The sequence below is a fragment of the Pseudomonas sp. EA_65y_Pfl1_P113 genome (assembly GCF_963970525.1).
Lineage (GTDB): Bacteria > Pseudomonadota > Gammaproteobacteria > Pseudomonadales > Pseudomonadaceae > Aquipseudomonas > Aquipseudomonas tritici.
Map to the genome: position 1 here is coordinate 354634 of NZ_CAXAQM010000002.1, position 26006 is coordinate 380639.

Here is a 26006-nt window from a genome sequence, read left to right on the forward strand (position 1 = left end):
GTGCGGTGGGTCAGTCAACGGTTGAGTGGCTGACCCGACGCATTCGCGGGCAAGCCCGCTCCCACATTTGGAGGGGGTTGGGGTTACGGTTTTCGTAGGAACGCGAGCATCAGCGTGTTGACCTGCTGGCTTTGTTCGTTCTGGATCCAGTGGCCGCAGTTGGGCAGCACGTGTTGTTCAAGGTGAGGCACTGAATCGGGCATGCGTTTGAGTGTGTGCGCCTCGAACACACCGACCGGGTCTCGGTCACCGATCAGGAATAGCGTGGGTTGCAACACCTGCTGGCCAGCCAGGCACTCGGTGTGTTGCCAGTTGCGTTCAAAGTTGCGGTACCAGTTCAGCGGGCCACGAAAACCGTGGTTGGCGAAGGTGTTTACGTAGACGTCCAGGTCTGCCTGGGAACACCATTGCGGCAATGCGCCGGGCGCGGGAACGCCCTCAAGTAACCTGGCGCTCGGCGGTTTCTTTTGCAAAAACACATCCTGATCCTGCATGAACAGGCGCAACGTGCGCTCGATGTCAGCGTTCAGCTCCTGCTCGGCAACGCCAGGCTCCTGGAAATACAGGATGTAGTTGAAGCGATCCGCGTACAGCTCACGCATGATTTCGATCACCGGCCGCCGCGCGCGCCCAGCGAATGGCACGGACATCGTGATCAAGTGCGTGACACGCTCGGGTTCGAGCAGCGCCAGGTGCCAGGCCACCACTGCCCCCCAGTCATGGCCGACCATCACCACCTGCGCATGGCCAAAATGGTCCATGGCCTGCTGGATATCCCCGCACAGGGTCAGCAGATCATAATCGGCGATCGCAGCGGGCGAACTGGTCTGGCCGTAGCCGCGCATTTCCGGGGCGAACACTCGGTAACCCGCAGCCGCCAATGCGCGAATCTGCTCGCGCCAGGAGTGCCAGCATTCCGGGAAACCGTGGAGCAGCCAGATCGGCGGGCCTTCGTCTGCCCCCGTGACCTGCACACTTAACTCAATGCCGTTGACCTGGATCCTGTGCTGCCGGGTAGCGTTCATCAGAGGCGTCCTTGTGTAGTTTGCGCTCGCGGTACTCTCGCGGTGAGCAATTCATCAAACGTTTGAAAGCACTGCTGAATGCGCTGTCCGACTGATAACCCAATGCCTGGCCGATGCTGGACACACTGCTGCTGGAAGTGTTCAACGCCTGCACCGCCAAATGCATACGCCAGCGGGTCAGATATGCCTGAGGTGCCATGCCAACACGTTGCTTGAAATGCAGGGCGAAGGTCGAGCGAGACTGATTGGCCGTGCCTGCCATTTCGCTCAATGTCCAACGCCGTGCCGGTTCGGCGTGCACTTGCGCCAGCACCGGCGCCAACCTCGGATCGGTCAACGCCGCGAGCCAACCGGTGGTACTGGCGCCTAGGGAAGCTTGATAGAGGCGCAGGATTTGCACCAGCATCATTTGCGCCAAATGCTCGGTCATCAACGCCGCACCCAGCTTCGGGCTGGCGTATTCAAGAGACAAGCGCTCCAGGCACCAACGCAACACACTGGCCTGATCGGAGCGAGCGCTGATGCGCACCACCGGGGGCAATCCCTCCAGCAAGAGGCGGGCTTCATCACCGTAGTAAAACAGCCCGCCAATCAGAAACAGATCAGCCGTCTCACCCAGGCTGGCGATACCGCCCACGGCCTTGCTGTAGACCTCCCGAGCATCCACCCCCTCCAGTGCCAGGTGGCTGGATAATTTCCACGGTCGATTTTGCGTCAATAGAAAGCAATCACCTTCATACAGCCGGACGGGCACGATCATCCCTTCCACTTCCAGCCAACACTCCCCCTCCACCACCGCGTTGAACTTGATGCCACCCGGTGGTGGAAAATCCAGCGCCCAGTCGCCGCCCGCCTTCAAACCTGCAAAATACGAGTGGTGACTGCGTAACAACGCCACCACATCAGACAGGGTATCCATAAATAAAAAAGCTCCGGACGATCGCGACAGAAATACAGACTTTAGGCTATTCCGCGTCCGGCCCCAAAAAAACACTATAGGTCCTCCTGAGTGGAGAGCCTTATGACCAGCAAGCAAACCCCTATTAACAGCGGATTCGACGGTGCGACGACAGCCACACAAGCATTGGCGGGTAAAGATTTACACGGTATGACCGCTATCGTTACCGGTGGCTATTCCGGCATTGGCCTGGAGGCCGTGCGGACATTGGCAGGCGCAGGCGCGCAGGTGATCGTTCCTGCACGCGACGCGCTTAAAGCCGAGCGCAACCTACGCGGGATCCGCGGCGTTGAATTGGCCAGCCTGGATTTGCTCGACGCGGCCTCTATTGACCGCTTCGCCCAGGACTTCCTGGCGTCTGGAAGGGCGTTACATCTTCTGATCAACAGCGCGGGGATCATGGCTACCCCACTACAAAGAAACGCCAACGGCCTGGAAGCGCAGTTCGCCACCAACCACCTGGGGCACTTTCAGCTGACCGCCCGCCTGTGGCCGGCCTTGCGTAAAACAAGCGGAGCGCGGGTGGTGGCGGTGTCGTCCCTCGGGCATCGTTTGAGCCCCCTGCACTTCGAAGATGCCCAATTTGAACGCCGCGCCTATGACAAGTGGCTGGCGTACGGTCAGTCAAAAACCGCCAACGCGCTGTTCGCCGTGGCACTGGACCAGCGTGGCCAGGCATGCGATGTGCGCGCTTTTTCGGTACATCCCGGTGAAATCCTCACTGACCTGCTCCGTTACCTGGACAAAGACGACCTGGCATTCGTCGGCGCCCTGGATGAACACGGGAATATTCGCCCGGCCAGTCATTACAAGCACCCTGAACAAGGCGCCGCGACGATGGTGTGGTGTGGCGTCAGTCCCAAACTTGAGGGGCTCGGCGGCCTGTACTGCGAAGATTGCGATGTAGCCGCCCCCGCTCACGATGAAAGCAGGCGCTCCGGCGTCTATCCCTGGGCCGTCGACCCGGAGCACGCCGAGCGGTTATGGGCATTGAGCGAGCGACTGTGTGGCGTCACGCTCTGATCGTCGGTGCCCACCAGCGCGGCAACAATTGGCGCACCCGCGCCTCGCCGAACCGGTCATCGATCAACATCACCACGCCCCGGTCCTGCTGGCTACGGATCACCCTGCCCGCCGCCTGCACCACTTTCTGAATGCCGGGGTACAGGTAGGTGTAGTCGTAACCCGCGCCGAAGATCGCGCCCATGCGCAGTTTCATCTGTTCGTTGACCGGGTTCAGTTGGGGCAGCCCGAGGGTGGCAATAAAAGCACCGATCAAGCGCGCACCGGGCAAGTCAATGCCCTCGCCGAATGCGCCACCCAGTACGGCAAAACCGATGCCCTGGCTGTGCTCGGTGAACTGGTCAAGAAAGGCCTGGCGCTCGGCCTCCGCCATGCCGCGTGACTGCTGCCCGAGCGCGATCTGCGGGTGTCGCTCGCCGAGCAACTGCGCCACCTGCTGCAGGTAATCAAAGCTTGAGAAAAACGCCAGGTAGTTGCCAGGCTGCTGGGTGTACTGGTGGGCGATCAGCTCAACGATGGGTTCCAGCGAGGCGTTGCGATGCACGAAGCGTGTGGAGATTGCATCGACGATGCGCACCTGCAATTGCTCGGCCTTGAACGGTGACTCCACGTCGATCCACGCGGTATCCGCCGGCAGGCCCAGCAAGTCGGCGTAGTAATGACGAGGGCTGAGGGTGGCGGAAAACAGCACACTGCTGCGGGCCGCGGTCAATCGCGGGCGGATGAACTCGGCGGGCACCACGTTGCGCAGGCACAGGGTAGAGCTGCTGCGTTTGCCACTGAACTGGCGCTTGCTGATATCGAAAATAAAGTGCTCGTTGAACAGCTCGGCAACCTTGGCAAATTGCAGCACCTCGAAATAAAACGCTTGCAGGTCGCCACTGAGTGACTCGGGGTGCGCGTTGAAATAGTCGCCCATGGCGCTGGCACACAGGGTCAGGGCCTGTATCAGTTTTTCGGGTCGGGCGACATAAGCCTGGTACGGCGCGAGCTGGTCCTTGTGCAGCGCGTTCCACTCACGGTTGAGGCGCTGCAAGGGTTTCTTCAACGCTTCTGGCGCGGTGTCGCGCAGGGTCTTGAGGCTGTACTGGTCAAGGCTGGCGCTGTACATCGAACGGGCACGTTCGACCAGGTTGTGCGCCTCGTCCACCAACACGGCGGCGCGCCACTGATTGAGCTGGGCCAGGCCAAACAGCATGGCGCCAAAGTCGAAGTAGTAGTTGTAGTCGGCGACCACCAGGTCGGCCCAGCGCGCCATTTCCTGGCTCAGGTAGTAAGGGCAAACGTCATGGGCCAGGGCGACGTCGCGCAGGTTGCGCTGATCGAGCAGGCGCACCTTGGACGCGGCAATGCGCGCGGCGGGCAAGCGGTCGTAGAAGCCCTTGGCCAAGGGGCAGGAATCGCCGTGGCAGGCTTTGTCCAAGTGTTCACAGGCTTTGTCCCGCGCCACCAGCTCCAGCACGCGCAATGGCAGGCCGGGGCTGCTGGCGTATAGCACTTGGGCAGCATCCAGGGCGAGCTTGCGGCCGGGGGTCTTGGCGGTGAGGAAGAACAGCTTGTCCAGTTGCTGGGGCGCCAGGGCCTTGAGCAAAGGGAAAATCGTGCCGATGGTCTTACCGATACCCGTGGGCGCTTGGGCCATCAGGCAACGCCCGGTGCTGACGGCCTTGTACACCGACTCGGCCAGCGAACGCTGGCCAGGACGAAAACCGGCATGGGGGAATACCAGGGTTTGCGCGGCGCTGTTGCGCGCTTCGCGATGCTGCATTTCCTGCTGGGCCCAACCGAGGAACAGCGCGCATTGCTGATTGAAGAACGCCTCCAGTTCAGTTGCCTGAACGCGTTGGTTCAGCACCGTCTCGCCTTCGCCGACGATATCGAAGTACACCAGTGCCAGGTCAATGTCAGAAAGGCCGAGTTTTTGGCACATCAACCAGCCGTAGACTTTGACCTGGGCCCAATGTAGTTGGCGATGGTTGGCGGGCTGGGCATCGAGGTCGCCGCGATAGGTTTTGACTTCTTCCAGGCGGTTGGCGTCCGGGTCATAGCCGTCCGCCCTGCCCCGTACCTTGAGTTGTTGGTAGTCGCCTTCAAGCGCGACTTCATTCTGGTAGTGCTTGCTGCGCCGTGACGCGACGGTGCGGTGGCCGAGAATGCCTTCCTGGGCGCTGGGGGATGGCGTAAAGCGCAGGTCCAGGTCACCGACCTTGGCCGTGAACTCACACAATGCACGCACGGCAACGCTGTAACTCAAGCGGGCTCTGCCCAGCGCACATAGCAGACCGTCACTGGCATCTGGTATTCGCCGCAGAACTCGAGCCAGCGCAGTTGGTTGTCTTGCAGGCGATCGCCAGGGCCCTTGACCTCGATCATGCGGTAGGTCTTTTGCTCGGGCCAGAACTGGATCAGGTCGGGCATGCCAGCGCGGTTGGCGCGGATGTCCAGCAGCAGCCGTTCAAACCAGTAATGCAGATGCTCGGCGGGCAGGCAGGCCAATGCCTGTTCCAGCAGATCTTGGCTAAGCAGGTTCCAGAACACAAACGGCGACTGGATTCCCCACTTTTCGCTATAACGCTGGCGGATGGTGGTTTTATAGCGCTCGTCCTGCAACTGCTCGAAACACCCGGCGAACAGCGGCGCGCGGCGCTGGTGGAAGTCTTCGCTGTGCAAATCTGCGGGGCCGCGCTGGAACGGGTGGAAAAACGAACCTGGCAGCGGCGCAAAGATCACGTCCCAGCACAGCAGGCCGAACAGCGAATTGATCAGTCCGTTTTCAACGTAATGCACCGGGCCATCGGGCTCGCTGAGGTGAGCCTGCACGCAGTACTCCACCGACATCAACGGCTCGGGCAGCGCCAGGGCCAGATCCAGTCGCGTGACCGGCCGGGGCTTGGTTTTGGGCAACGCCGGTTCGCCCAATTTGCGCCGCAGGCGTGGCAACACACGCAACACGTGTTGCTGCTCGGCGGCGCTTTCCGGTGTTTGTTGAGCGGCGTAAGCCAGGGCAATGGCCTGGGTGTAATCCTCCTGGCGCTCCAGCACGCGGATCAATCGCGCGCGGGCACCTGGGTAGGCACACGCGCGGTAAATCTGCTCTGCCAAGCCCAGTTCCGCATTGCGTTCACAGTACTGGCCCACTTGGAACAATAGCTTGGCCCGGCGTTTTTCCAGCCAGGGGTTATCGGTGTTCAGGGTAGCGATCCGCACGAGCACTTCTTCCAGCGCCTGGCCCGTTTCAAAGGCCTGCTGGCACTGGTGCAGGAACAAAAATCCGTGCACGTCGTCTCGGCTGCGCAAACCGCGGGACTCGGCACAGAATTCGACTTTTTCATAGGTATAGATGCCAAGGTCGGCCAGCACGAATTCTGACCAGTCCTGATGCAGGTTGCCAAAGAACATCAGACGCAGGCGGTCGCACAATTCCATCACAGTGAGGCTGTACAGCGTGTCAGAAAGTGCGGGGCACCAGGTGGCGAAACTGCGGCTGTCGGCAAATTGCGCCGCCAGCCCTTCCAGCCAGTCGGTTTTCCTCGCTTTGGGTTGGTCGATCCAAGGCTTGAACGTCGCGAGAAGTTCGCCTTTTTGCAACAAGGCGAACAGCTCTTCAAAGCCCAGCAGGCTTTGATTATCTACCCAGCCCAGTGCCAACAACGGCTCGGCAGCGGCGTGCGGGCAACCGATCTCGAGGTAATTGAGCTTGCCCGCACGAAAATGCACACCCTTGCGCATCACCATGCGCACCAACAGCGCCTGAGACGCTTGCGGCAACCTGTCAAATTGCTGAATGAAATGCTGTTCGTCCGGATCAAGCAAATCCGCATAGCGCTGCTCCAGCCAGTGCAGGACCTGACGGAAGTTATGCAGGTAATAGAGCGGGTCTTCGAGGGGATTGGCCATGGCGCACAGTGATCAAGTACTGGTTATGCATACAGAGTGCCGCCGCAGATGCCAGGTTGCAATCGGTAATAGATAAATGGCGCCTGCAACTTTTTACGTAAAAGTGATCAGATGGGTGAGTCGATGGCGTAACATTTGTGGCCCGCGGCCTCTGGCGTGGGACTTTTCAGGGTTAAGGTAAGGGTTATGAACATGAAGAATTTGGGTCTGCCACTGGTTGCACTCACTTTTCTGGTATTGGCCGGTTGCGCGACGCAAACCGTGGTAACGCTGCAAAATGGCACACAGTATTTGACCAAGGACACCCCAAAAACCAAGACTGCCGACGGCTTCTACGAATTCACCGACATCGCCGGCAAACGCATCCGTGTCAAAGCCGACGACGTAGCCACCGTGCGCAAGGAAGATTAGGCAACGCAGGTCAAATGTGGGAGCTGGCTTGCCTGCGATAGCGGTATCTCAGGTACATAGCCGCTGCATGACACTCCGCCATCGCGGGCAAGCCCGCTCCCACAGTGAATTGCATTCCAGCCCCGGCTGATGTCCATCTCCCCCCAAAAAACCACCGCTACAATCGCGGCCCAAACGCCTCATCCACCTTCGCCAAATCAGTATCCCGCAGATTCCCCGCGTAATAATGCAACTTGGTCCAAGCCATCAAATAGTCATACCGCGCCTGCGCCAGGTCACGCCGGGTGCTGTACAGCTGCTGCTCAGCGTTCAGCGCATCAAGGTTGACCCGCTCCCCCCCGAGGATGCTTTGCTTGGTCGACACCACCAGCGCTTCGGCTGACACCAACGCCTTCTGGTACGCCCGCAACTTGCTCACCCCCGACAGACACGCACTGAACTGGCGACGCAACTCGATCAGGGTTTCGCGGGTCTTGCCCTCCAGCTCGTACTCGGCCTGCTCCATGGCGCGGCTGGCCTGGCGGGTGGACGCCGAGATACCGCCACCGGCATACAGCGGCAGGCTGACTTCGACGCCGATGGTGTTGGTGTCATAGCGTTGGTTGTAGGTATTGCCGCTGTCGGACTCCTGCTGGCGCGAACTGGCGTACGCCGTGACCTTGGGCAAATGCCCGGCGCGGTTGCGCTCCACCTCATAACGCGCCACTTCCAGGGCCTGGCGCTGGGACGCCAGCGTGGGGTTGTTGCTGATCGCCAGTTCATGCCAGGTGTCATAGTTGGCCGGGGTCAAGGTGAACGCGACAAACCCCTGGTTCAAAGGGGCCAGGTCATTGATGTTGACGCTTTGCACGCCGATCAATGCACCCAGCTCGCGCAAGGACGCGTCCTGTTCATCCATCGCCTGGATTTCTTCGGCGGTGGCCAGTTCGTAGCGCGACTCGGCTTCCAGAATGTCCGTGCGAGTACCCTCGCCCTGCTGGAACAGGTGCTGGTTTTGCTGGAACTGCTGCTCGAAGGCCCTCTTCTTGGCGCGGGCGATGTCGATCTGGTCCTGGGCAAACAACGCCTCGGTGTAATACGTCAGCACGCGCACCAGCAGCGCCTGGCTCTTGTCGCGAAAGCTTTCATCGGCGAACAGCGCCTGGGCCACGCCTTTGCGGTAGTTGGCGTAGGCCTCGTAGTCGAGCAGCGGCTGTTGCAGGCTGAAGGTAGAACCGTAGCTGTTGTAGTTGCGGTCGTCGTGATAACTGCCGCCGCGCCCGTCCGGCAAGGTGGCCTGGGAGTTATTGCGACCCTTGTTGTAGTTGTACGACAGTTTGGGCAACAAGCCCGCACGGCCAATGGCGCGATTCTCCAGGCCGGCGTCACGCTCCTTGATAGCGCCGAGGAACACCGGGTCGTTACGCAAGGCCTGCTCGTACACATCGAACGGGCCCATGGCGGCCTGGGCGTTGGCGCAGGTCAACAGCAAGGTGATAAACACAGCTTTCATGTCTATTCCTCGGTCAACGCGGAGCCGGCGCGGTCGAGCAGCGGCTTGAACAGGTAATTGAGCAACGAGCGCTCGCCGGTACGCACGAACATCTCGGCGGGCATGCCTGGCTTGATCACCAACCCGTGGAGTTTTTCCAGTGCCGCGTCGCTGACTGTGGAGCGCAGCACGTAATACGGCACGCCAGTTTTTTCATCGAGCATCTGGTCGGCCGAAATCAGGCTGACCTCGCCCGGAACACGCGGTGTGCGGCTCTGGTTGAAGGCGGTGAAAAGGATGTCGACCGGCAGGTGCGTACCCACTTTGTCCACCAGGTGCACCGGCAAGTGCCCTTCCACTTCCAGGCGCGTGTCCTGGGGCACGATCTCCAGCAAGGTCTCGCCGGCGCGCACCACGGCACCGACGGTGTGCACGCTGAGGTTGACCGCGATGCCATCCGCCGGTGCATTGATTTCGCTGTGTTGCAGGTCGAACCCGGCCGAGGTGAGTTGCTGCTCCAGGGTCAGGCTGCGCAGTTGTGCGTCGGCCAATTGGCTGCGCACTTCCTTCTGGTATTCCTCGCTGTGCTGCTGCAATTTCAAGCGCGATTCAAGGATGCCCTGCTCCACGCGTCCACTTTCGCCGGTGTTCTGCGCCAAGTCCTGTTGGACTTGGGACAACTGCCGCTGGTACTCCATCAGCCGGTTGCGCGGGATGTAACCGTTGTCGGCCAACGGTTGCAGGTTGCCGAGTTGCTCGCGCAAGGATTGGGCCTGCGCCGTCAGGTCGCTGCGGGCACGGCGCATGCCGTTCAGTTGCGCAGTGGCACCTTCAATATTGGCGCGGATACCGGCCTGTTCGCGGGCAAACGCTTCGCGACGGCTGCTGAAGAGTTGGCGCTGGCCTTCCAGCACCAGCGCCAGGGCTGGGTCGGGATTGGTGCCCAGCTCGGCAGGAAAGGTAATGCGGGTTTGGTTGTCACGCTCGCTCTGCCAACGCGCCACGCTGGCCCAGGCCATGCGGTACTGGGCTTGCAGTGACTGCACGTCGGCCTGGTGCTGGGTCTGGTCGAGGCGAAACAGCGGTTGGCCTTGTTTAACCGTTTCGCCCTCCTTCACCAGAATCTGGCTGACCACACCAGGGCTGAGGGTTTGCACAGCTTTGCGCTTGCCGGATACCACCACCGTGCCCTGTACAGGAATGCCCTGGTCCAACGGGGCCAGGCTGGCCCACAGGAAAAATCCGCCGGCACCGACTACCGTCAGCAACCAGCCCATTCGGGCGAAGAACCCGGCGTCGCGCTCTTTGAAACGCGGTTCAAAAGTGATGCTGCTCATGCGCCTGGATTCCTTCCGGCCTGGTACTGACGACTGAAACTGACGCCGGTTTTTTCCTTCGGTGCTTCCTGCTGACCCGACAACGCCCGCAGCACCTCCTGGCTCGGCCCGAACGCCTGCAAATGCCCTTCACTGAGCACCAGCAGCTTATCGGCCTGGGCCAGCGCCGAAGAGCGATGGGTCACCAGCACCACGCTGCTGCCCTGGGCTTTCATCTGCACGATGGCGCTGGCCAGGGCGGCTTCGCCGACGGTGTCGAGGTTGGAGTTGGGCTCATCCAGCACGATCAGACGCGGGCCGCCATACAATGCGCGGGCCAGCGCCACCCGTTGTTTCTGGCCGCCGGACAGGCAACCGCCGTTGTCGCCCAAAACGGTGTCGTAGCCCTGGGGCAACCGCAGGATCAGTTCATGCACGCCCGCCTGCTGCGCGGCGCGCACCACTGATTCGGGATCAGCTTCGCGAAAGCGCGCGATGTTGTCGGCGATGCTGCCGCTGAACAGTTCGATGTCCTGGGGCAAGTAGCCGATGTGCGGCCCCAGGTCGTTGCGGTCCCAGCGATGAATATCCGCGCCATCCAGGCGCACGGTGCCGGCCAGCGTCGGCCATATCCCCACCAACACACGCGCCAGGGTGGATTTGCCAGAGCCCGATGCGCCGAGCACACCGAGCACTTCACCGGCGCCCAAGTTGAAGCTGACCTGCTGCAAGGTCGCCACACGCTTTCCGGGCGGGCCCGCACTGACCTGTTCGAAACTGATTTGGCCGAGCGGCGTCGGCAATTTCATCTGCTCCACTTGCGGAGGAAACTCGCGAAGCAACTCATCCAGCCGCTGGTAGGCCAGCTTGGCCGAACTCCACTGCTTCCACACCGCAATCAACTGGTCGATGGGGCTGAGCACCCGGCCCATCAGGATCGAACCGGCAATCATCATCCCGGCGGTCATATCGCCTCTGATCACCAGTAAAGCGCCAAGCCCCAGCACCAGCGATTGCAGGCACAGGCGCAGGGACTTGCTCAATGACGTGACCACCGAACCGGTATCACTGGCCTTGTTCTGCAGGCCAAGGAACCGCGAATGCACCGCAAACCAGCGTTTGCGCAGCGCGCCGAGCATGCCCATGGCCTGAATGGTCTCGGCATTGTGCAAGTGGCTGGTGGCCAATTGCGTGGATTGCTGGGAGTAACCGCTGGCCTCCCCCAACGGCTTTTTGGTCAGGTATTCATTCAGGCATGCCAAGCCGATCAGCAGCGCGGCACCGGCGGTGGCCAGCACGCCAAGCCACACGTTGAACAGGAAGATCACGAACAGATAGATGGGAAACCACGGCGCATCGAAAAATGCGAACAACGCAGGGCCCGTGATGAACTGACGAATATGGGTCAAGTCGCCCAAGGATTGCCCGGCATGCCCCTGGCCACGTTGCAGGTTGCGTTCAAACGCGGCCTTGTAGACGCGCAAGTTGAAACGCCGCTCCAGTTGGCTACCGATCCGGATCACGATAAAACTGCGGATCACCTCAAGCAGGCCGATAAACGCAAAAAAACCTACGACCATCAGCGTCAACATCACCAGGGTGGTTTCATTCTGGGAGGACAGCACACGGTCATACACTTGCAGCATGTAAATCGACGGCACCAGCATCAACAGGTTAATCAATGCAGTGAAACAGCCAACACTGATCAAGATGCTCTTGTATTCACCCAGCGCCTTGAATAACGGCGCGACGGCATGGGACTTAGCCATGGTGTCTGATCTTCCCTGAACCAAATTGCGCGCGATAGTTGCCCTTGCCCCGACGCACAGGGCGGCCAACTAATAAAATCAAGTTATAAACGTATAACAATAACTAAGGTGTGCGTTGCAAGACAACTTCCAGCCCACTGGGCGTGCGACCTTTATATCCGCCCTCTGTCTGGCGGTTCAGGTGGGTAATCCCGCTGCCCTCGGCATTCATCAGCCAAATTCCGTCCGGTGTTGGCGACCAGCTCAGGGGCTTGTCGCCCAGCCACTGCTCGACACACGCCACGTCGCCGCCCAAGGCATTGGCCTGCTCCAGCAGGTCCAGCGCGCACACCCGATCCTGCTGGTGCAACTGCCAATGGCCGGCCAACTGGGCGGTGGTAGGTAATACAAGACTGCTCGCCATTGCGTGGGCTCCTGCCGACACGAACATCACCTGCAACACGCAGGCGATCAATTTGAAAAAACGCTGCATCGCTATGCTCCATCCGTAAAGCGCGACGCCGAGGCGCCGCGCCCGTGCATCACGCTACGATGTCGCTGACCGCAGCCTGGCCGACGGTGGTGACGAGGAAGTCCGCCACGCCGTGCCCGGAGAAGTCCACTGCCAAGGTGCCCAGGTTGGTACCTGCGGCGTAGGTCAGCACAGCATCGCCGGCATGCCCGGTGAAGGCATTGACGAAGGTCAGGCCTGCACCTTTGGTAATGCCGGACAGGTCGATCTTGTCCGAACCCGAGGCAAAGTCAAAGATCTTGTCCACAGCCCCTGGCTTGGAGTCGGAACTGGCACCGAACACAAAGGTGTCGTTGCCGGCGCCGCCCCACAGCTGGTCCGCACCGCCGCCACCGTAGATGAGGTCGTTGCCGGCCCCGCCCTTGATTACGTTGGCGGCGTTGTTACCGATGATCAGGTCGTTGCCCGCGCCACCGAACGCGTTCTCGAGGGTCACGCCCTTGGCGATGGACACGTTGCCCACCAAGCCACCCACGTCCGAGAACGAAGCCTCATTGAGGTTGATCTTTTGGTTCTGAGTGAAACCGGAGAAGTCCAGGGTGTCATTGCCACCACCGTCCCACACCGAGAACACCAGCTTGTCGGCATTGGACGAAGCGCTGAGGAAATCACGCCCGGTGTTGGAGTTGAAACCGTAGGTGGTGTCGCCGGCACGGGTGTTGTAGTTGGCGCCGTAGAGCTTCTGGATCGCGGCAATGTCGTCGATCAACGGCCCGGACGCGTAAGCCTCGACGCCGCCTTTGCTGAAGTTCTGGTTAGTGTTGCTCTCGCTCCAGTAGCTCATCAGGCTGTAGCCGCGCGTGTCCTGTCCATAGGTCGCGTCGTTGTAGGTCGGGTTGCCATTCCCGGCGTTGTAGTCGCCAGGGTGAGCCAGGCCCAGGGTGTGGCCGATTTCGTGGGTCAGGGTTTGCCGGCCGTAGTTGTTCAGGTCCGGGGTCTTGTTGGGCGTGTAGCTGTTGTTGGTCAGGTACCACGAGGTGCCGTCGTAGCCTGCGCCGGTGCCGGGCAAGTAGGCGAAGGCCGCCGCGCCGTCCTGGCCGCTGCTGTAGTTGCCGAAGGTCATGTGGCCGTCACCGCCGGTGGCTTTCTCGGTGAAGGTGACGTTGGCCACGTCCGCCCAGGATTGCATGGCCAGTGCGGCCTGTGCTTTCTGCTGGGTGTTGAACTGACTGAAACCCGAGATGCCATGTTTGTTCATGGTGCTCGAAGAGGCCGAGGTGAGGAAGGTGTAGGTCAGGTCGATCTTGCCGTTGCCGTCAACGTCCCGGTACGCGGCGCCGTCGCGCAACAGCTGGGTGGCTGCCTGGTCAACGGTGTAGGAGGGTTTGCCATTGACCGTGAGGTTGCCGCCACGGTCGTACAAATGGCTAAAGCTATCGATTTGCGAGTAAGCGGTACTGGCTTGGGCCGCCGACACGATAGCCTTGTCTTTTACTTTTGACATAAACGTACTTCCTTGTTTGCAAGTGCATCAGTCTTTGATCGATAGGAACCCCGCGGGCGAGATCGTCCTATCACTCGCCTCTTTTGAAGGCGTCACGAAACTGACACAACTTGAAATCTTTCGTCTAGCTCTTTTCCAGCGTTAAAAATCAGCCTGCCTTCAACCCAACTAAGTTCAGTGCCGTGTTTATTGGACAGCCTTGGTTTTGTCCGACAAAAAACAGCGCGCAGTTATTTAAATATTAAATATCGCTAACGCCGCACACGTTGAGCGACGCTGTTAATTAAAGGATCCACTATATTGCCAGGGTGTCATTGGCAACATTAAACAGCCATTACTTGTATTAATAACGTCGCGTGTCCCCTATTGCCGGGACATACTCCACCCCGTCTTGCGTAGTACTGCCAGCAATGTATCGCCACTCAGGCCAGGCACCAGGACGCCGTCATCAGTCACCATGTCCTCGCCTGCCAGGATCGCATTGATGATCGCCTCTGCCGCCGCGCTGAACAGCGGCGAAATATGGTCATTGTTGACCCTGTGCAGCGTGCTGCTGAACGGCAGGCCTTTGCGCCCGTAATCCGCCCCTGGTAAATCCCGGTTACCCTTGGAAAACGCCAGGAACAGGTCACCGCTGGAATCCTCGGTGCCGCCGCCGGTACGCGCGATGCCGATGGACGCGCGCTGCGCCAGTCGCTGCCATTGGTGCGGCAACAGCGGCGAAGCCGACCGCCACGCAGATATCGCCGTTGGCCAGGTCGGCGGTGTATTTCGAGGAGGGAAGTAGGCCACATAAGGTCGCACGTTCATCAGCAGCGCTTTGAATTGAGTGATGCTCATGGGTTTTCCCATGTGAGTGAAACGACTTAGTGCATGAAACCCTCCATGAAACCGGCCACGCCGGTGGCCAGCTTGCGGCGCCAAGGGGCGGTATTGGGGTTGGCCAGCACCTGGTCTTCATGGACGAAACTGCGAATGATCGCGTTATAGCCCAACCAGCGGCAGGGCTCGGGCTCCCAGGGTTTGAGCGCATCCAGGCCGCGTTCGCGGATCACCCAGGGTTGGTGGACCAACGGAGTGTCCCGGCCCAGGATCAGGTCTGCCAGCGTGCGGCCACCCAGGTTGGTAGCGCCGACGCCCTCCCCGCCATAACCACCGGACAGCGCGATGCCGGTCTTGGGGTCACAGAGCATGTGCGGACGAAAGTTGCGCGACATACCCAGGTTTCCGCCCCAGGAATGGGTAATCCTTACGTTCTTGAGCTGTGGGAAAAGCTCACCAAACAGATAGCGACGCAGCGCCACTTCGCTGTCGGTCAAATCAAAGTCATGCCGCAGTTTGCCGGCGAACTGATAACCGCCCCGCGCGCCGAACACCAAGCGGTTATCCGCCGTGCGCTGTCCGTAGGTGACTTGGCGGCTGCTTTCGCCAAAGGCCTGGCCATGGCGCAGGCCGATTTCGTCCCAGGTACTGGCCGGCAATGGTTCGGTGGCGACGATCAGGCTTTGCACCGGCAATTGGTAACGGCCCAGTGGCGGCAAGGTCGTGGCATAACCTTCTACCGCTGGCACCACCCAGGCAGCCCGAACAGCCGCTTTAGCGGTGCGCAGGCTGCCGGACTGCCAGTGGGTGACCGGGCTGTTTTCGTAGACCGTCACGCCCATGCTTTCAACCACCCGCGCCAGACTGCGCACCAGCTTCGCGGGGTTGATGGTCGCGACGTGAGGTGCATAGATACCGCCATAGGGCTTGGCGATGCGGATCTGTTCGGCCAGTTGTTGCGGGCTGAGCCAGCGGTAGTCGGCTTCGGTCAGGCCCTGGGCGTGGAGTTTGTCTAGATAGCGGCGCAGGCTGCCTTCCTGCTCCGGGTAACGCCCAGCGCAGTACAGGGCGCCGCCCTTGCGGTAATCGCAGTCGATACCTTCACGCGCCAGCACCTGGGCCACTTCATCCGGGATGGCGTGTAACAGGTCAAAGGAGGCACGGCGCTGTTCGGGAGCGAGGCTGGCCAACAAACGGTCCTCACCCAGCAGGTTGCCCATCAGCCAACCGCCATTGCGACCGGAGGCGCCGAACCCGGCGGTTTGCGCCTCGATGATGGCGATGTTCAGCTCGGGCGCCTGGCGTTTCAGGTAATACGCGGTCCACAACCCGGTGTAACCGGCGCCGATAATGGCCACGTTGACGTCCAGGTCATGGGCCAGCGCCGGCCGCGCTTGCAGCGGGTCGTCCAACGGGTCCATCCATAAGCTGATAGTGCGCCATGCCGGCATGCCAGGTTCCCCTACCTCGTTTCGATAGGGTGGATACTAGAGCGCGCCGTTATGGGCTGTCTTGCGTGCGTGCACGCAGGGAAATTTGTTTGACGTAGGCTTTGGGCGACTGGCCCGTGTGCTGGCGGAACGCGCTGTAGAACGCCGACAGTGAGTTGAAACCGGCGGCAAATGCCAGGTCGTCGACCTTGATCGGCGGTACGGTGTTATCCAGCGCGGCCAGCAAATGCTGGAGCCTGGCCTGGTTGACGTAGCGGTAGAAGCTCTGCCCCAGCACTTGGTTCAGCAGGTAGGAAATCTGATTGCGGCTATAGCCACACTCCTTGGAAACCCGCTGCAGGTCCAACTCCGGGTCCAGGTAGGGTTGCTTGCGCTCAAAATAGTGCTGCAGGTCATTGGCCATGTGCCCCAATTGCTGCGGCGACAGGCCCAGACGGCTGACCGAAGGCCGCGCGGCTTGGGCCGGCTGCTCATGCACCAGGGACGCGTACTCGTTGACCCGCCAGATCAACCCATCCCGCACGGTGATGGCCTCGCTGGTGCGAAACGACACCAGCCCCTGGCCGCCGCGCAGGGTGATGCGGTACTGGATGAACGCGGTGTCACCCTCGGCACGAATACGGTCGGTATGCTCAATCGCCTCGTCAGCCTCGCGGGGCATGCTGGCTTGCAGGTATTCGCGTAACTCAGCAAAACCGACGACACGGTTCTGGAAAAAATCGTGGTACTGGATGTCCGGGTGGTAGTAGGACATCACGCCCTAAAGATCCCGATGGCGCCAACACAGGTGGTGGCGCATCACCCGTTCACGTGTGACCTGTGATTGCGGGGCGTCATCGTCTGCAGCGATGTCTGGCATGGCAGGCTCGGCGGCGGGTAAACCGTGGAGAGTGCCGAATTTCGCGGGGGCCTTCAATGGTCAATTGGAACGTCTGACTAGTGGCCTTTCGCCTACTTTCAAGTAGGACATGACACACATCAAACTAATGGAAAACAACTGCCGAACGGGGCCAAAAAAGTCACCTTGTGGTTGCGAACGAATGCTATTTTTAATGCTTCGACGCCATGACCAGTGAAGGTCCTGGCCCCCTTGCCGCGAGCTAAAGGAAGCGCTCAATGAACACGGTAGGCAACATGAACAAAGTGACGTTCCCCAACGCCTGCCAGCTGATGCGCTGGCATTTTCATCCGATGGGTTTCGAGGGCAGCATGGACGCGCCCGGCAGCATGATCGTCCGCCTGTTCGACCGCACCAGCGGCGAGACGCTGATTGCCATCGCCGGCATCCCCTGTGCAACGGTGATGAATGCGGCGGATGTGGAGCGGATTATTGAAGCGGTGGAGGATGAGCTGGAGTCGTTTGTGCCGCCGCAGTCATTGCGGGCCTAAGGCACATTGGGTCCTGTGTGTCTTTAGTTGCGTTGATCGTCAAAAAACGCTTTCTTGCCATCCACCCGCTCCGATGCCTTAGGCATATTCACCGCCTTTCCTTCGGGCTTTTCCACATACCAATAGCAGTGGCTCACAGCCCGGGTAATGCCCACGTAGGCCAAGCGCAGCACCTCATCTTTTTGCGCATTGTCATACGGCTCGCTATCACCCTCCTTACCCAGGCCCGCCATGCGGTACACCTGGTTCTTGTAAGGCGAGCTCGTGACATGCTGGCAATCCCCAAGCAGAAATACCACATCAGCCTGCAAGCCTTTGGCACTGTGATAGGTCAGTTGCTTCAACCTGCGCATCGACGGCGGCAAGCTAGAATCCACATTAACTACAGGCTGAATATACTCTTGAATCAAGAGCTTATCGCTGCTTTTTCGATACAACATCAACACTGAATCACCCTTCTGGTAGTGCTCCAGCAACAGCCGCCCCAATGCCGCGTCGTCCCGTTCCAGCACCTTGACCGGCTGCAACGCCTTGGGCGCGCCACTGGCCTTGGCCTTCTTGCCGGGGATCGCCGGCGCGGCACGCACAATATGCTCGGCCGCGTCGATGATGTGTTGATGACTGCGGTAGTTCTCGCCCAGCATCACGCGGGTGGTGGCCGGTGAAGGGAATTCGTTGTTGAACGCCATAAAGTATTTGGGCGAACTCCCGCGCCAACCGTAGATTGACTGCCAGTCGTCCCCCACGCACAGCAGCGATGATCGCTGGGCGCCGCGACCGACGTGCATGGCCGGGCCACGGCTGCGGATCTCGCGCAGGCTGGCGCGGATCCACGAGACAATTTGCGGCGAAACGTCCTGGAACTCATCGATCATTAAATGCGACAGGGGCCGCAACAGCGTGTCGCTGAGCAGCTTGAGGTTTTCCGGCGTATTTTCGCCAAACAGCGAGAACATGCGGTTGTAGGTCATGATCGGTGGCGACTGGTCCAGCAGGTGATCTTCCAGGGCTTTCCAGAAGATGCTCAGGGCTTCGAAGAAAAAGCGGTCCGGGTCATCCTTGGCGAAGCTCATCTTCCCAACCGCAGTCGGTACGTCCAGGCCCAGGTTCTCGATGAACCCGGCAGCCATCACGAAACTGTCCAGCAACGGCGCCGAAGCCAATTCGCCTTTAACCTTGTAATCAAAGCCTGGCCCGGCATTGGCATCACCGGCGAAGCTGCATAAAAGCCGCTTTGATGATTCATAACTATCGAGCCATATCAGAGGCTTACGGCAGAAAGCTTGAAACAGTGTGCGCTTAACGGCCCATTCTGCGCGCAGTGACAACTTTGCGTTGGGCCGGCTGAGCTGGGCGTTTTCCCGTGAATCAAAGCCCAGTACCACCCAAGCGTCTAGCTCGCGGATATAGCCATGGCAGTGAAATTGCGCACCATTGATTTCCACAGTCTGCCGATTGGGCTCAATGCCTTTGATCGGCCAGGCGCCCGCACGGAACCACAGGTCCTCGATCGCATCGCAGAGTTCTTCATCGCGCTTGGCCGCCAACTCGGTCACGGCCATGCGCTTTTGCACATCCGGATGATCTCGTTCCAACTCTTTGAGCTGCAGCCCGTGGCGCGCGAGCGGCGCAATCAGCTCACGAAAACGCGCGTGCTGCCCATGCAGCCGGTGATAGCAGGCATTCATCTGCTGGCGCTGGGCTTCGTTGATACGCAGGTCGAAGGGGTTGCTGTCAGCGTCTTCAACGCCCGAGTTCAGGTTCTCGAACGCTTGCAGGCGCTCAAAGCCCGGCAAGCTGCGCACCATCGGCAGGATGCGCGAGTGAAAGGTGCGCACCACGGCTTGAGCTTCTTTAATAACAAGGGGTTGGCCCCACAGACTAAAAACTTCCATGAGCTTGTTGATGAAGTCTTTGCGCGACTCACGGGTGAAGGTCACCACCGTCATTGAGCTCAGCTCGAAGCCCAGGTAATGGGTGAGCAGCAAAATACGCAGTACCAAGGAGGTTGATTTGCCGGCACCGGCACCGGCAATCACCGAGGTAGACGGTGTATCGCTGAAAATCATCTTCCATTGCGCCGCGCTGGGCTGGACGTGAGCCGGCAACAATCGCGCAACATCAGCTTTGATGCGCTTTTTCAACTCGGCGGTGAGCGGCAGGCGCCAGTCATCAAACAGACTGTCATCAAACAGACTGTCATCAACTCCCGGCGCACGGTGCTCGTCCGGGCGGAAGTCGCGAATCAGCAGCACTTGCCGACCTTCCTCGAGGCCATCAGCCTTGCCCTCGCGATAGCCATATTCCACACCCGCTTCATGTCCGCTGCGAAAACCGTCGGCCTGACCGTGCAGCCATGAAAACCGGTGCTGGGCGCGCAAGCGAGTCAGACCATGGCCAAACAGGCGCGCGGCCAGGCGCTTAAACCAAGGCATTTCAGCCAGGGGACGCAGTTCGGGGGGCAAATCAGGCGGTTGTTGCGACACGCGGACTCCTGCGGTGAACAAGGTGTTTACATAAGGCCCCATGGTCGCCGGAATCGACGCTCAGTTCCAGCCAATTGCTTTGCAGTCATGCAGTTAGGCGATGAACTGAAAGTCAAAACGCCACTAAGCAATCAAGTAAATCGATAGGAATCAGGCATTTTTTACGCTTTTTATCGATCATGAGCTGCAGGATCATAAGCGCATCCACAGGAGACGATCATGCTTGAACTTCGACCTTTCACTTCCTTGGGCGGCGCCCACCACGGCTGGCTCGACGCTCATCACCACTTTTCATTTGCCGAGTACCACGACCCCAACCGCATGCACTGGGGCAACCTGCGGGTGTGGAACGACGACATCATCGCGCCGGGGACCGGGTTCCCGCAGCACCCACACCGCGATATGGAAATCATCACCTATGTGCGTGAAGGTGCGATCAGCCATGCCGACAACCTCGGCAACAAAGGCCGCACCGAAGCGGGTGATGTACAGGTCATGAGTGCAGGCACCGGGATCGCTCACAGCGAGTACAACCTGGAAGATACGCCGACCAAGATTTTCCAGATCTGGATTATCCCGAATGAAGCCGGATTGCCGCCTTCCTGGGGAGCCAAGCCGTTTCCGAAAGGTGATCGCGAAGGATTTGTAACGCTGGCCAGTGGCAAGGCAGGTGATAGCGAAAGCCTGCGTATTCGGGCGGATGCGCGGCTCGTTGCGGCGAATCTGAAGGCTGGGGAAAGTGCTGAATACCGGTTGGACAGCGGTCGACGCGCTTATCTGGTGCCTGCGACCGGAGTGATTGAGGTCAATGGCTTGCGTGCGCACGCTCGTGACGGCATTGCGGTAGAGGATGAGCAGGTGTTACGTGTTGTCGCCATCGAAGACAGTGAAATTGTCTTGGTCGACCTGGCCTGACGCTGTCCCAATGTGGGAGCGGGCCTGCTCGCTCCCACATTGGGTTTTGTAAGTGTTACTCGGAGATGGCGCCGTCTACCAATACCTGCGCTTCTTCCACCAACTGTTTGAGGTGATCTTCGCCAATAAAGCTCTCGGCGTAGATCTTGTAAATGTCCTCAGTCCCCGATGGCCGTGCAGCAAACCAGCCGTTTTCGGTCATCACCTTCAAGCCGCCGATCGCCTGGTTGTTACCCGGTGCGTGGCTAAGGATCTGCTGAATGTGTTCCCCGGCCAATTCAGTCGACATCACTTGGTCCGGTGACAGCTTGCCGAGCAAGGCTTTCTGCGCCGGCGTGGCCTTGGCATCCACACGAATCGCAAACGGCTCGCCCAGGGCGTCGGTCAGGCCGCGGTAGATCTGGCTTGGGTCCTGGCCTTTGCGCGAGGTCATCTCCGCGGCCAGCAGCGCCGGGATCAAACCGTCCTTGTCAGTGCTCCATACGCTGCCATCCTTGCGCAGGAACGAAGCGCCAGCGCTTTCTTCGCCGCCAAAGCCCAACGAACCGTCGAACAGTCCATCAGCAAACCACTTGAAGCCGACCGGCACTTCGTACAGGCGACGGCCAATACGTGCAGCCACGCGATCAATCAGGCCGCTGCTGACCACGGTCTTGCCCACGGCTGCGTCAGCGCGCCAGTCAGGACGGTTCTGGAACAGGTAATCGATGGACACTGCCAGGTAATTGTTCGGTGCCAACAGGCCACCGGACGGCGTGACGATGCCGTGGCGGTCGTGGTCCGGGTCGCAGGCGAAGGCCACATCAAAGCGATCCTTGAGACCGATCAGACCTTGCATCGCGTAGCTGGAGGACGGGTCCATGCGGATCTGACCGTCCCAGTCGACGCTCATGAAGCGGAAAGTCGAGTCGACTTCAGTGTTCACCACGTCCAGGTTCAGGCGGTAGTGCTCGGCAATGGCCGACCAGTAGCGCACCCCTGCTCCGCCCAGCGGGTCCACACCCAGGCGCAGATCGGCGCTGCGGATGGCGTCCATGTCGATCACATTGACCAGGTCAGCCACATAGCTGTTGAGGTAGTCATGGCGATGGGTGGTGTCGGCTTTGAGCGCCTGTGCATGGGTGATGCGCTTGACCCCGGCCAGTTTGTTGGCCAACAGTTCATTGGCCTTGGCTTCGATCCACTTGGTGACGTGCGTATCAGCCGGACCGCCGTTGGGCGGGTTGTACTTATAGCCGCCGCTCTGCGGCGGATTGTGCGACGGCGTGATGACGATGCCGTCGGCCAGGCCGCTGGTGCGGCCACGGTTGTAGCAGATGATCGCGTGGGAGATTGCTGGGGTCGGCGTGTACTCATCGCCTTCGGCCAGCATCACGTGCACGCCATTGGCAGCCAGCACTTCCAGCGCGCTGGCACCGGCGGGCGTCGACAGCGCGTGGGTGTCGAGGCCGACAAACAATGGGCCGTTGATACCCTGGGCTTCACGATAGAGGCAGATGGCTTGGCTGATGGCGAGCACATGCCATTCGTTGAAGCTCAATTCGAATGAGCTGCCCCGGTGCCCGGAGGTTCCGAAAGCCACACGTTGGGTGGAGATTGCTGCATCAGGCTGGCCGGTGTAGTAGGCCGTCACCAGTCGCGGGATATCCACCAGCAACTGGGCTGGCGCCGGCTTGCCCGCAAAAGGACTGATTGTCATGCATAAACCTCGGAAAGAAGGATTTGGAAAAAATGGCAGTTTACTGAGAGTTGGACTGCTGCGCGACGCTATCGATCCTACAACAGTAAGAGAAACTTCACGCAATCAACCGTTCTGTGCCTGCTGCAGTGCTTCGCTTATAGCAGCCAGGGCGATATCCAGGTCGGGTTGCCCGTGAAAGGCGTAGCTCAAGCGCAGGTTCTGTTGATGCAGGCCACTGACACTAAACAACTCGCCGGGCGCAATCACTACCTGCTGGGCGAGCAGGCGCTGGAACACCTGGCGCATATCCACAGGCTTTGTGGAGCCCAACCAAAACGTCGCCCCGGCAGTTGGCGCGCGGTAGGCCACTTGGTCCCCCAGATGCTGCTCCAGGCGATGACGCATTTCCTCTGCCTGCTGGCGCAACTGCAGGTGCAGTGTGCGCAGGTGCTGGTCGATGCGACCGCTTTGATAAAGACGGGCAATCGCGCGCTGGCGAATCGACGACAACCGAAAGGAACGCAGCAGGAACTGTCGCTGCAATTCACTGCTCATGCGCCGAGACAGCAGATAACCATAAGGGGCTTCCGACCCAAGGACTTTCTCGAAAGAGGAAAACACCATCAGTCGCTCGGGGTTCACCAGTTCGCGCAAGGCTGCCTGCGGTTCTGTAAACCCCAATTCGCCATAGGTGTCGTTTTCCAACAGCCAGCAACCGTACTGATCGAGCATTTGCGCAACGGCCAGGCGGTCCTGGGTCGGCATAGCCACACCTGCCGGCAGGCTGACTGCCGAAGACAGCAACACCAGGTGCACCGGCTCATCGCACAACAATTGGTCAAGAGTCACCAGGTCCAGACGCCCCTGCAGCGTCCAGGGCAACTCGATAATACGTACCCCGGCATCCTGGAGAAGGCGCAAGACCAGCCAGTCGCAGGGTGATTCCACAATTACCGTCGTCCCCCTCAGGCCCAAGACTTCGACGAGGATGTCCAGTACACCGCGCAGGTCGGCACCGATGTAGACGTCATCGGCATGCCAACAGCGAGTGGGCGAAGAGGTATAACGCGCCGCCAGCGCTGCGCGCAGTTCCCAGACACCGCAGGGCTGGGCCCAGGGTTGCAGATGTTGCGGGTATTGGCGTACCAACTCCCGCTCCAGGCGCAACAGGTTGCTATCCAGCGACACCAGCAACGCAGGTTCATCGCCACTGAGCACCACCATGCCCGGGCGGCGCGCCGCTGCGTAAAGCCGATCGAGCAGGTCGCCAGCGACCCACGCCAGCGGGTTTGCCGACATAGGCCAGGCGTAATAGCCCGACTTGGCCACCGAATAGACCCTGCCCTCCTTCTCAAGCAGCGAGTAGGCGTACTGGACGGTCGAGATCGACACGTTCAGGCGCCCCGCCAATTGCCGCAGGGACGGCAGCTTTACCCGCGCGTCGGTACTGATGTCGTTAATCAGGTTGATCATGTAGCGGTAAACCGCCTGATACGCGAAATCCGCCCGCCGTTCGCCGCGCAGTATCATTGCCCGGACAATTGACAGGCCTGCGCGCTGTCATAGGCCGTGGCACCCGCGCTGCGCAATTTGCCGCCCGCGTTGACCAACGGACGTTTGCGATAGAGGTGCTGCAGCAAGGGCATTGGCAAGCCGCTGGTGTCGGTGACCCATTGCTGCAACATCTCAGCGCACGGCTTGCCCTGCAGGACCTTGTGCAGCTCGGGCAAAGCAACCAGCATGCCGGGATGGCACTGGCGCAAATAGCCTTCCAAGCGTTCGCCATGATGGATAAACGGCGAAAACAGCAGGCAAATCAATTGAGTCTCGTCCAGGCCGAAGAACTGCTGGGCGTGAGTGCTCGACTGGCTGCGCCCTTCACGCGTCCCCGCCTGCGTGAGTAACGCGTCGGGCATGTTCATGCGACTCAAGAAGTGTGCTGCCTGTTGGATAAAGCTTTGCACCCCTTCTTCATAGCTCATATCTCGCAAGCATTGAGCCTGCAACCCACGCAGATGGGCCATCAGCAGCGGGATGGAATAGCTTGGATGGCTGAAATGAAACCCCAGCGGATCAGGGGCAAAGGCCATGAAGTCGGTGAGCATGGGCGAGGATGGGAGGTCTACGTTGTCCAGCAAATCGGCAATGCCGATGTAGGACAGGTTCCGGTGGCCGGTCTTGCTGGGGTTGTCACTGGCGACATAATGCTCCCCGTATGCATCACGGTAATAACCGGTACTCCATTCGTCCATACGTGCGAACAGCCCGGTCAGCGACGACGGCCAGGCCTCAGGCATGGCTATGCCAGAGCCCACTGCCGTGTTCTTGAGCCATGCAAGAAACTGTCTCTGCTTGCGCGGGGAGTCTGCGCTGACCAGTGCGTGCACCCCGCCATTCCAAGCGGTAACGCGCTGGTAAAAATCCCCCAATGCCAGGTAGGTGTCACTGCACACCGTAGCGCGGCAATCACCGGAACTCAGATGGCCGACAATCAACCTGTTGCGTTGGCTGCTTTCTCGCCCAACGACAGAGGCGGGTCGCAGGTGGTTGAAGAGCAATACTTCCTGGTTATCCACCATCAGTAACTCAACCCTTGGATCATCGTGCAGAAACAGGCGGCCATAGCCTTGATCGAGGCTGTCGAGCCTGCCCTCGGTCATGCCCGCATGCCGCAATGTCGCCACCCTCAAGTGAAAGGTACGCGGGGCGCGGCCAGCGATGGTCAACTGCGCGGCACGCAACAACGCCAAGGTGTAGCTGCTCACTTCGCCACCACCATGCGCCACCAGCACCTTGTAACCGCCCACTTGCTCCATGCCGCCGGCTGCCACGACGATTCGCTGGACCAGCAATTGGAGTGCCGTGCGTTCTGCGCGAGTAAAGTGCCCGATCAACCGCTGCAGAACTTGTTGGTAAACATAGTTCATAGCTTGTTCGTGAATAGTGCTCATCGTTTTACTACCTGAGTTGAAATATTAGTTTCAAGCAACTGCTGACAGTGTTTGCTCGACCGATTGCGTCTGTAGGAAATTCGCGTACAGCTTTGTACGCCGATGACTAGACACTAGCACCGTGCAACACAACGACACGAGTATCCGAGGGCAAAGCCCAAGACCTGCAAGCGCGTAAACCTCTGGATCTATTGGGCCAAAACAACTCCGATCACAGTCCTAGGAACTTTCCGACAGGCTCTTACACGCCGTTAACCGACTATTAAAAGAACTTTCCGACACGCGCGCCAACCAACTTCCCCACTCATGGGCACGAAACTTTTCATGAGTGCACCTATTTCCCTCAAGCCATGTGAACGCCGCGACATTAGTTTCAGGCGCTCGCAACCGTAGTGTCAGATATTCAATCATTGCTCAGTCCTTGAGATGAAAGTGAAGACGCAATTATCAGTGCTGGAATAATGATTAATAGATACAGAACCCTGG

At 59.8% G+C, this 26006-nt stretch carries 20 protein-coding genes and 1 pseudogene; 4 read left to right on the forward strand and 17 right to left on the reverse strand.

Annotated features, from left to right (window positions below; all coding sequences use genetic code 11):
• Positions 1-83: 83 nt before the first annotated feature.
• Both AACY52_RS03705 and AACY52_RS03710 read right to left on the reverse strand, forming a co-directional pair.
• Entirely contained in the window at positions 84-1025 is a 942-nt protein-coding gene (locus tag AACY52_RS03705; RefSeq protein WP_339560253.1) for an alpha/beta hydrolase, read from the reverse strand.
• Positions 982-1944, reverse strand: a complete 963-nt coding sequence (locus AACY52_RS03710) for an AraC family transcriptional regulator (protein ID WP_339428447.1) — start codon at positions 1942-1944, stop codon at positions 982-984. The genes AACY52_RS03705 and AACY52_RS03710 overlap by 44 nt, the downstream gene beginning before the upstream one ends.
• 102 nt (positions 1945-2046) lie before the next feature.
• Between AACY52_RS03710 and AACY52_RS03715 the strand changes: the two genes are divergently transcribed.
• Positions 2047-3006 (forward strand): oxidoreductase, encoded by a 960-nt coding sequence (locus tag AACY52_RS03715; RefSeq protein WP_339420195.1) that lies wholly within the window; start codon positions 2047-2049, stop codon positions 3004-3006.
• Here AACY52_RS03715 and AACY52_RS03720 read toward each other — a convergent pair.
• Entirely contained in the window at positions 2996-5260 is a 2265-nt protein-coding gene (locus tag AACY52_RS03720; protein WP_339439230.1) for an ATP-dependent DNA helicase, read from the reverse strand. The genes AACY52_RS03715 and AACY52_RS03720 overlap by 11 nt on opposite strands.
• The gene (locus AACY52_RS03725; RefSeq protein WP_339420192.1) at positions 5257-6903 is read right to left on the reverse strand and encodes a VRR-NUC domain-containing protein; all 1647 of its coding nucleotides are present in this window, start codon (positions 6901-6903) and stop codon (positions 5257-5259) included. The genes AACY52_RS03720 and AACY52_RS03725 overlap by 4 nt, the downstream gene beginning before the upstream one ends.
• A 186-nt stretch (positions 6904-7089) precedes the next feature.
• Here AACY52_RS03725 and AACY52_RS03730 point away from each other — a divergent pair, with 186 nt between their 5' ends.
• On the forward strand, positions 7090-7314 hold the full coding sequence (locus AACY52_RS03730) for a YgdI/YgdR family lipoprotein (RefSeq protein ID WP_049708369.1): 225 nt from the start codon (positions 7090-7092) through the stop codon (positions 7312-7314).
• A 157-nt stretch (positions 7315-7471) separates the two neighbouring features.
• Here the strand turns inward: AACY52_RS03730 and AACY52_RS03735 are convergent, their stop codons facing one another.
• From AACY52_RS03735 to AACY52_RS03775, 9 genes and pseudogenes are all read right to left on the reverse strand, one after another.
• The gene (locus AACY52_RS03735) at positions 7472-8806 is read right to left on the reverse strand and encodes a TolC family outer membrane protein (RefSeq protein WP_339439229.1); all 1335 of its coding nucleotides are present in this window, start codon (positions 8804-8806) and stop codon (positions 7472-7474) included.
• 2 nt (positions 8807-8808) lie between these two features.
• The gene (locus tag AACY52_RS03740) at positions 8809-10122 is read right to left on the reverse strand and encodes an HlyD family type I secretion periplasmic adaptor subunit (RefSeq protein ID WP_339494567.1); all 1314 of its coding nucleotides are present in this window, start codon (positions 10120-10122) and stop codon (positions 8809-8811) included.
• A complete protein-coding gene (locus AACY52_RS03745; RefSeq protein ID WP_339560254.1) occupies positions 10119-11870 on the reverse strand; it encodes a type I secretion system permease/ATPase in 1752 nt (583 codons plus the stop codon). The genes AACY52_RS03740 and AACY52_RS03745 overlap by 4 nt, the downstream gene beginning before the upstream one ends.
• 103 nt (positions 11871-11973) lie before the next feature.
• Entirely contained in the window at positions 11974-12342 is a 369-nt protein-coding gene (locus tag AACY52_RS03750) for a protease inhibitor Inh/omp19 family protein (protein ID WP_339437247.1), read from the reverse strand.
• A gap of 49 nt (positions 12343-12391) precedes the next feature.
• Positions 12392-13825, reverse strand: a complete 1434-nt coding sequence (locus tag AACY52_RS03755; RefSeq protein ID WP_339494568.1) for a serralysin family metalloprotease — start codon at positions 13823-13825, stop codon at positions 12392-12394.
• 363 nt (positions 13826-14188) lie between these two features.
• Complete coding sequence (locus AACY52_RS03760) at positions 14189-14539, reverse strand: P1 family peptidase (RefSeq protein WP_370467913.1); 351 nt, start codon at positions 14537-14539, stop codon at positions 14189-14191.
• Positions 14540-14543: 4 nt separating this feature from the next.
• A pseudogene (locus AACY52_RS03765) lies at positions 14544-14647 on the reverse strand (spermidine/putrescine ABC transporter substrate-binding protein PotF); the annotation flags it as partial.
• Between the two features lie 44 nt (positions 14648-14691).
• The gene (locus AACY52_RS03770) at positions 14692-16098 is read right to left on the reverse strand and encodes an FAD-dependent oxidoreductase (RefSeq protein ID WP_339497714.1); all 1407 of its coding nucleotides are present in this window, start codon (positions 16096-16098) and stop codon (positions 14692-14694) included.
• Between the two features lie 49 nt (positions 16099-16147).
• Positions 16148-16852 (reverse strand): helix-turn-helix domain-containing protein, encoded by a 705-nt coding sequence (locus AACY52_RS03775; RefSeq protein WP_370468005.1) that lies wholly within the window; start codon positions 16850-16852, stop codon positions 16148-16150.
• A gap of 362 nt (positions 16853-17214) precedes the next feature.
• Between AACY52_RS03775 and AACY52_RS03780 the strand changes: the two genes are divergently transcribed.
• The gene (locus AACY52_RS03780; protein WP_339420174.1) at positions 17215-17487 is read left to right on the forward strand and encodes a DUF1652 domain-containing protein; all 273 of its coding nucleotides are present in this window, start codon (positions 17215-17217) and stop codon (positions 17485-17487) included.
• A gap of 23 nt (positions 17488-17510) precedes the next feature.
• On the opposite strand, the gene AACY52_RS03785 is transcribed toward AACY52_RS03780, so the two are convergent.
• Positions 17511-19973, reverse strand: coding sequence for a UvrD-helicase domain-containing protein (locus AACY52_RS03785; RefSeq protein ID WP_339560255.1), 2463 nt, complete (start codon positions 19971-19973; stop codon positions 17511-17513).
• A gap of 219 nt (positions 19974-20192) precedes the next feature.
• Between AACY52_RS03785 and AACY52_RS03790 the strand changes: the two genes are divergently transcribed.
• Positions 20193-20888: a pirin family protein gene (locus tag AACY52_RS03790; protein WP_339420170.1), complete on the forward strand. Its 696-nt coding sequence runs from the start codon at positions 20193-20195 to the stop codon at positions 20886-20888.
• A gap of 55 nt (positions 20889-20943) precedes the next feature.
• Here the strand turns inward: AACY52_RS03790 and pgm are convergent, their stop codons facing one another.
• From pgm to AACY52_RS03805, 3 genes are all read right to left on the reverse strand, one after another.
• Positions 20944-22587, reverse strand: a complete 1644-nt coding sequence (gene pgm / locus AACY52_RS03795) for a phosphoglucomutase (alpha-D-glucose-1,6-bisphosphate-dependent) (protein WP_339428336.1) — start codon at positions 22585-22587, stop codon at positions 20944-20946.
• Positions 22588-22692: 105 nt separating this feature from the next.
• On the reverse strand, positions 22693-24099 hold the full coding sequence (locus tag AACY52_RS03800; RefSeq protein ID WP_339420166.1) for a PLP-dependent aminotransferase family protein: 1407 nt from the start codon (positions 24097-24099) through the stop codon (positions 22693-22695).
• The gene (locus AACY52_RS03805; RefSeq protein ID WP_339530103.1) at positions 24096-25520 is read right to left on the reverse strand and encodes a hypothetical protein; all 1425 of its coding nucleotides are present in this window, start codon (positions 25518-25520) and stop codon (positions 24096-24098) included. Before AACY52_RS03805 ends, AACY52_RS03800 begins: the two co-directional genes overlap by 4 nt.
• Positions 25521-26006 lie beyond the last annotated feature (486 nt).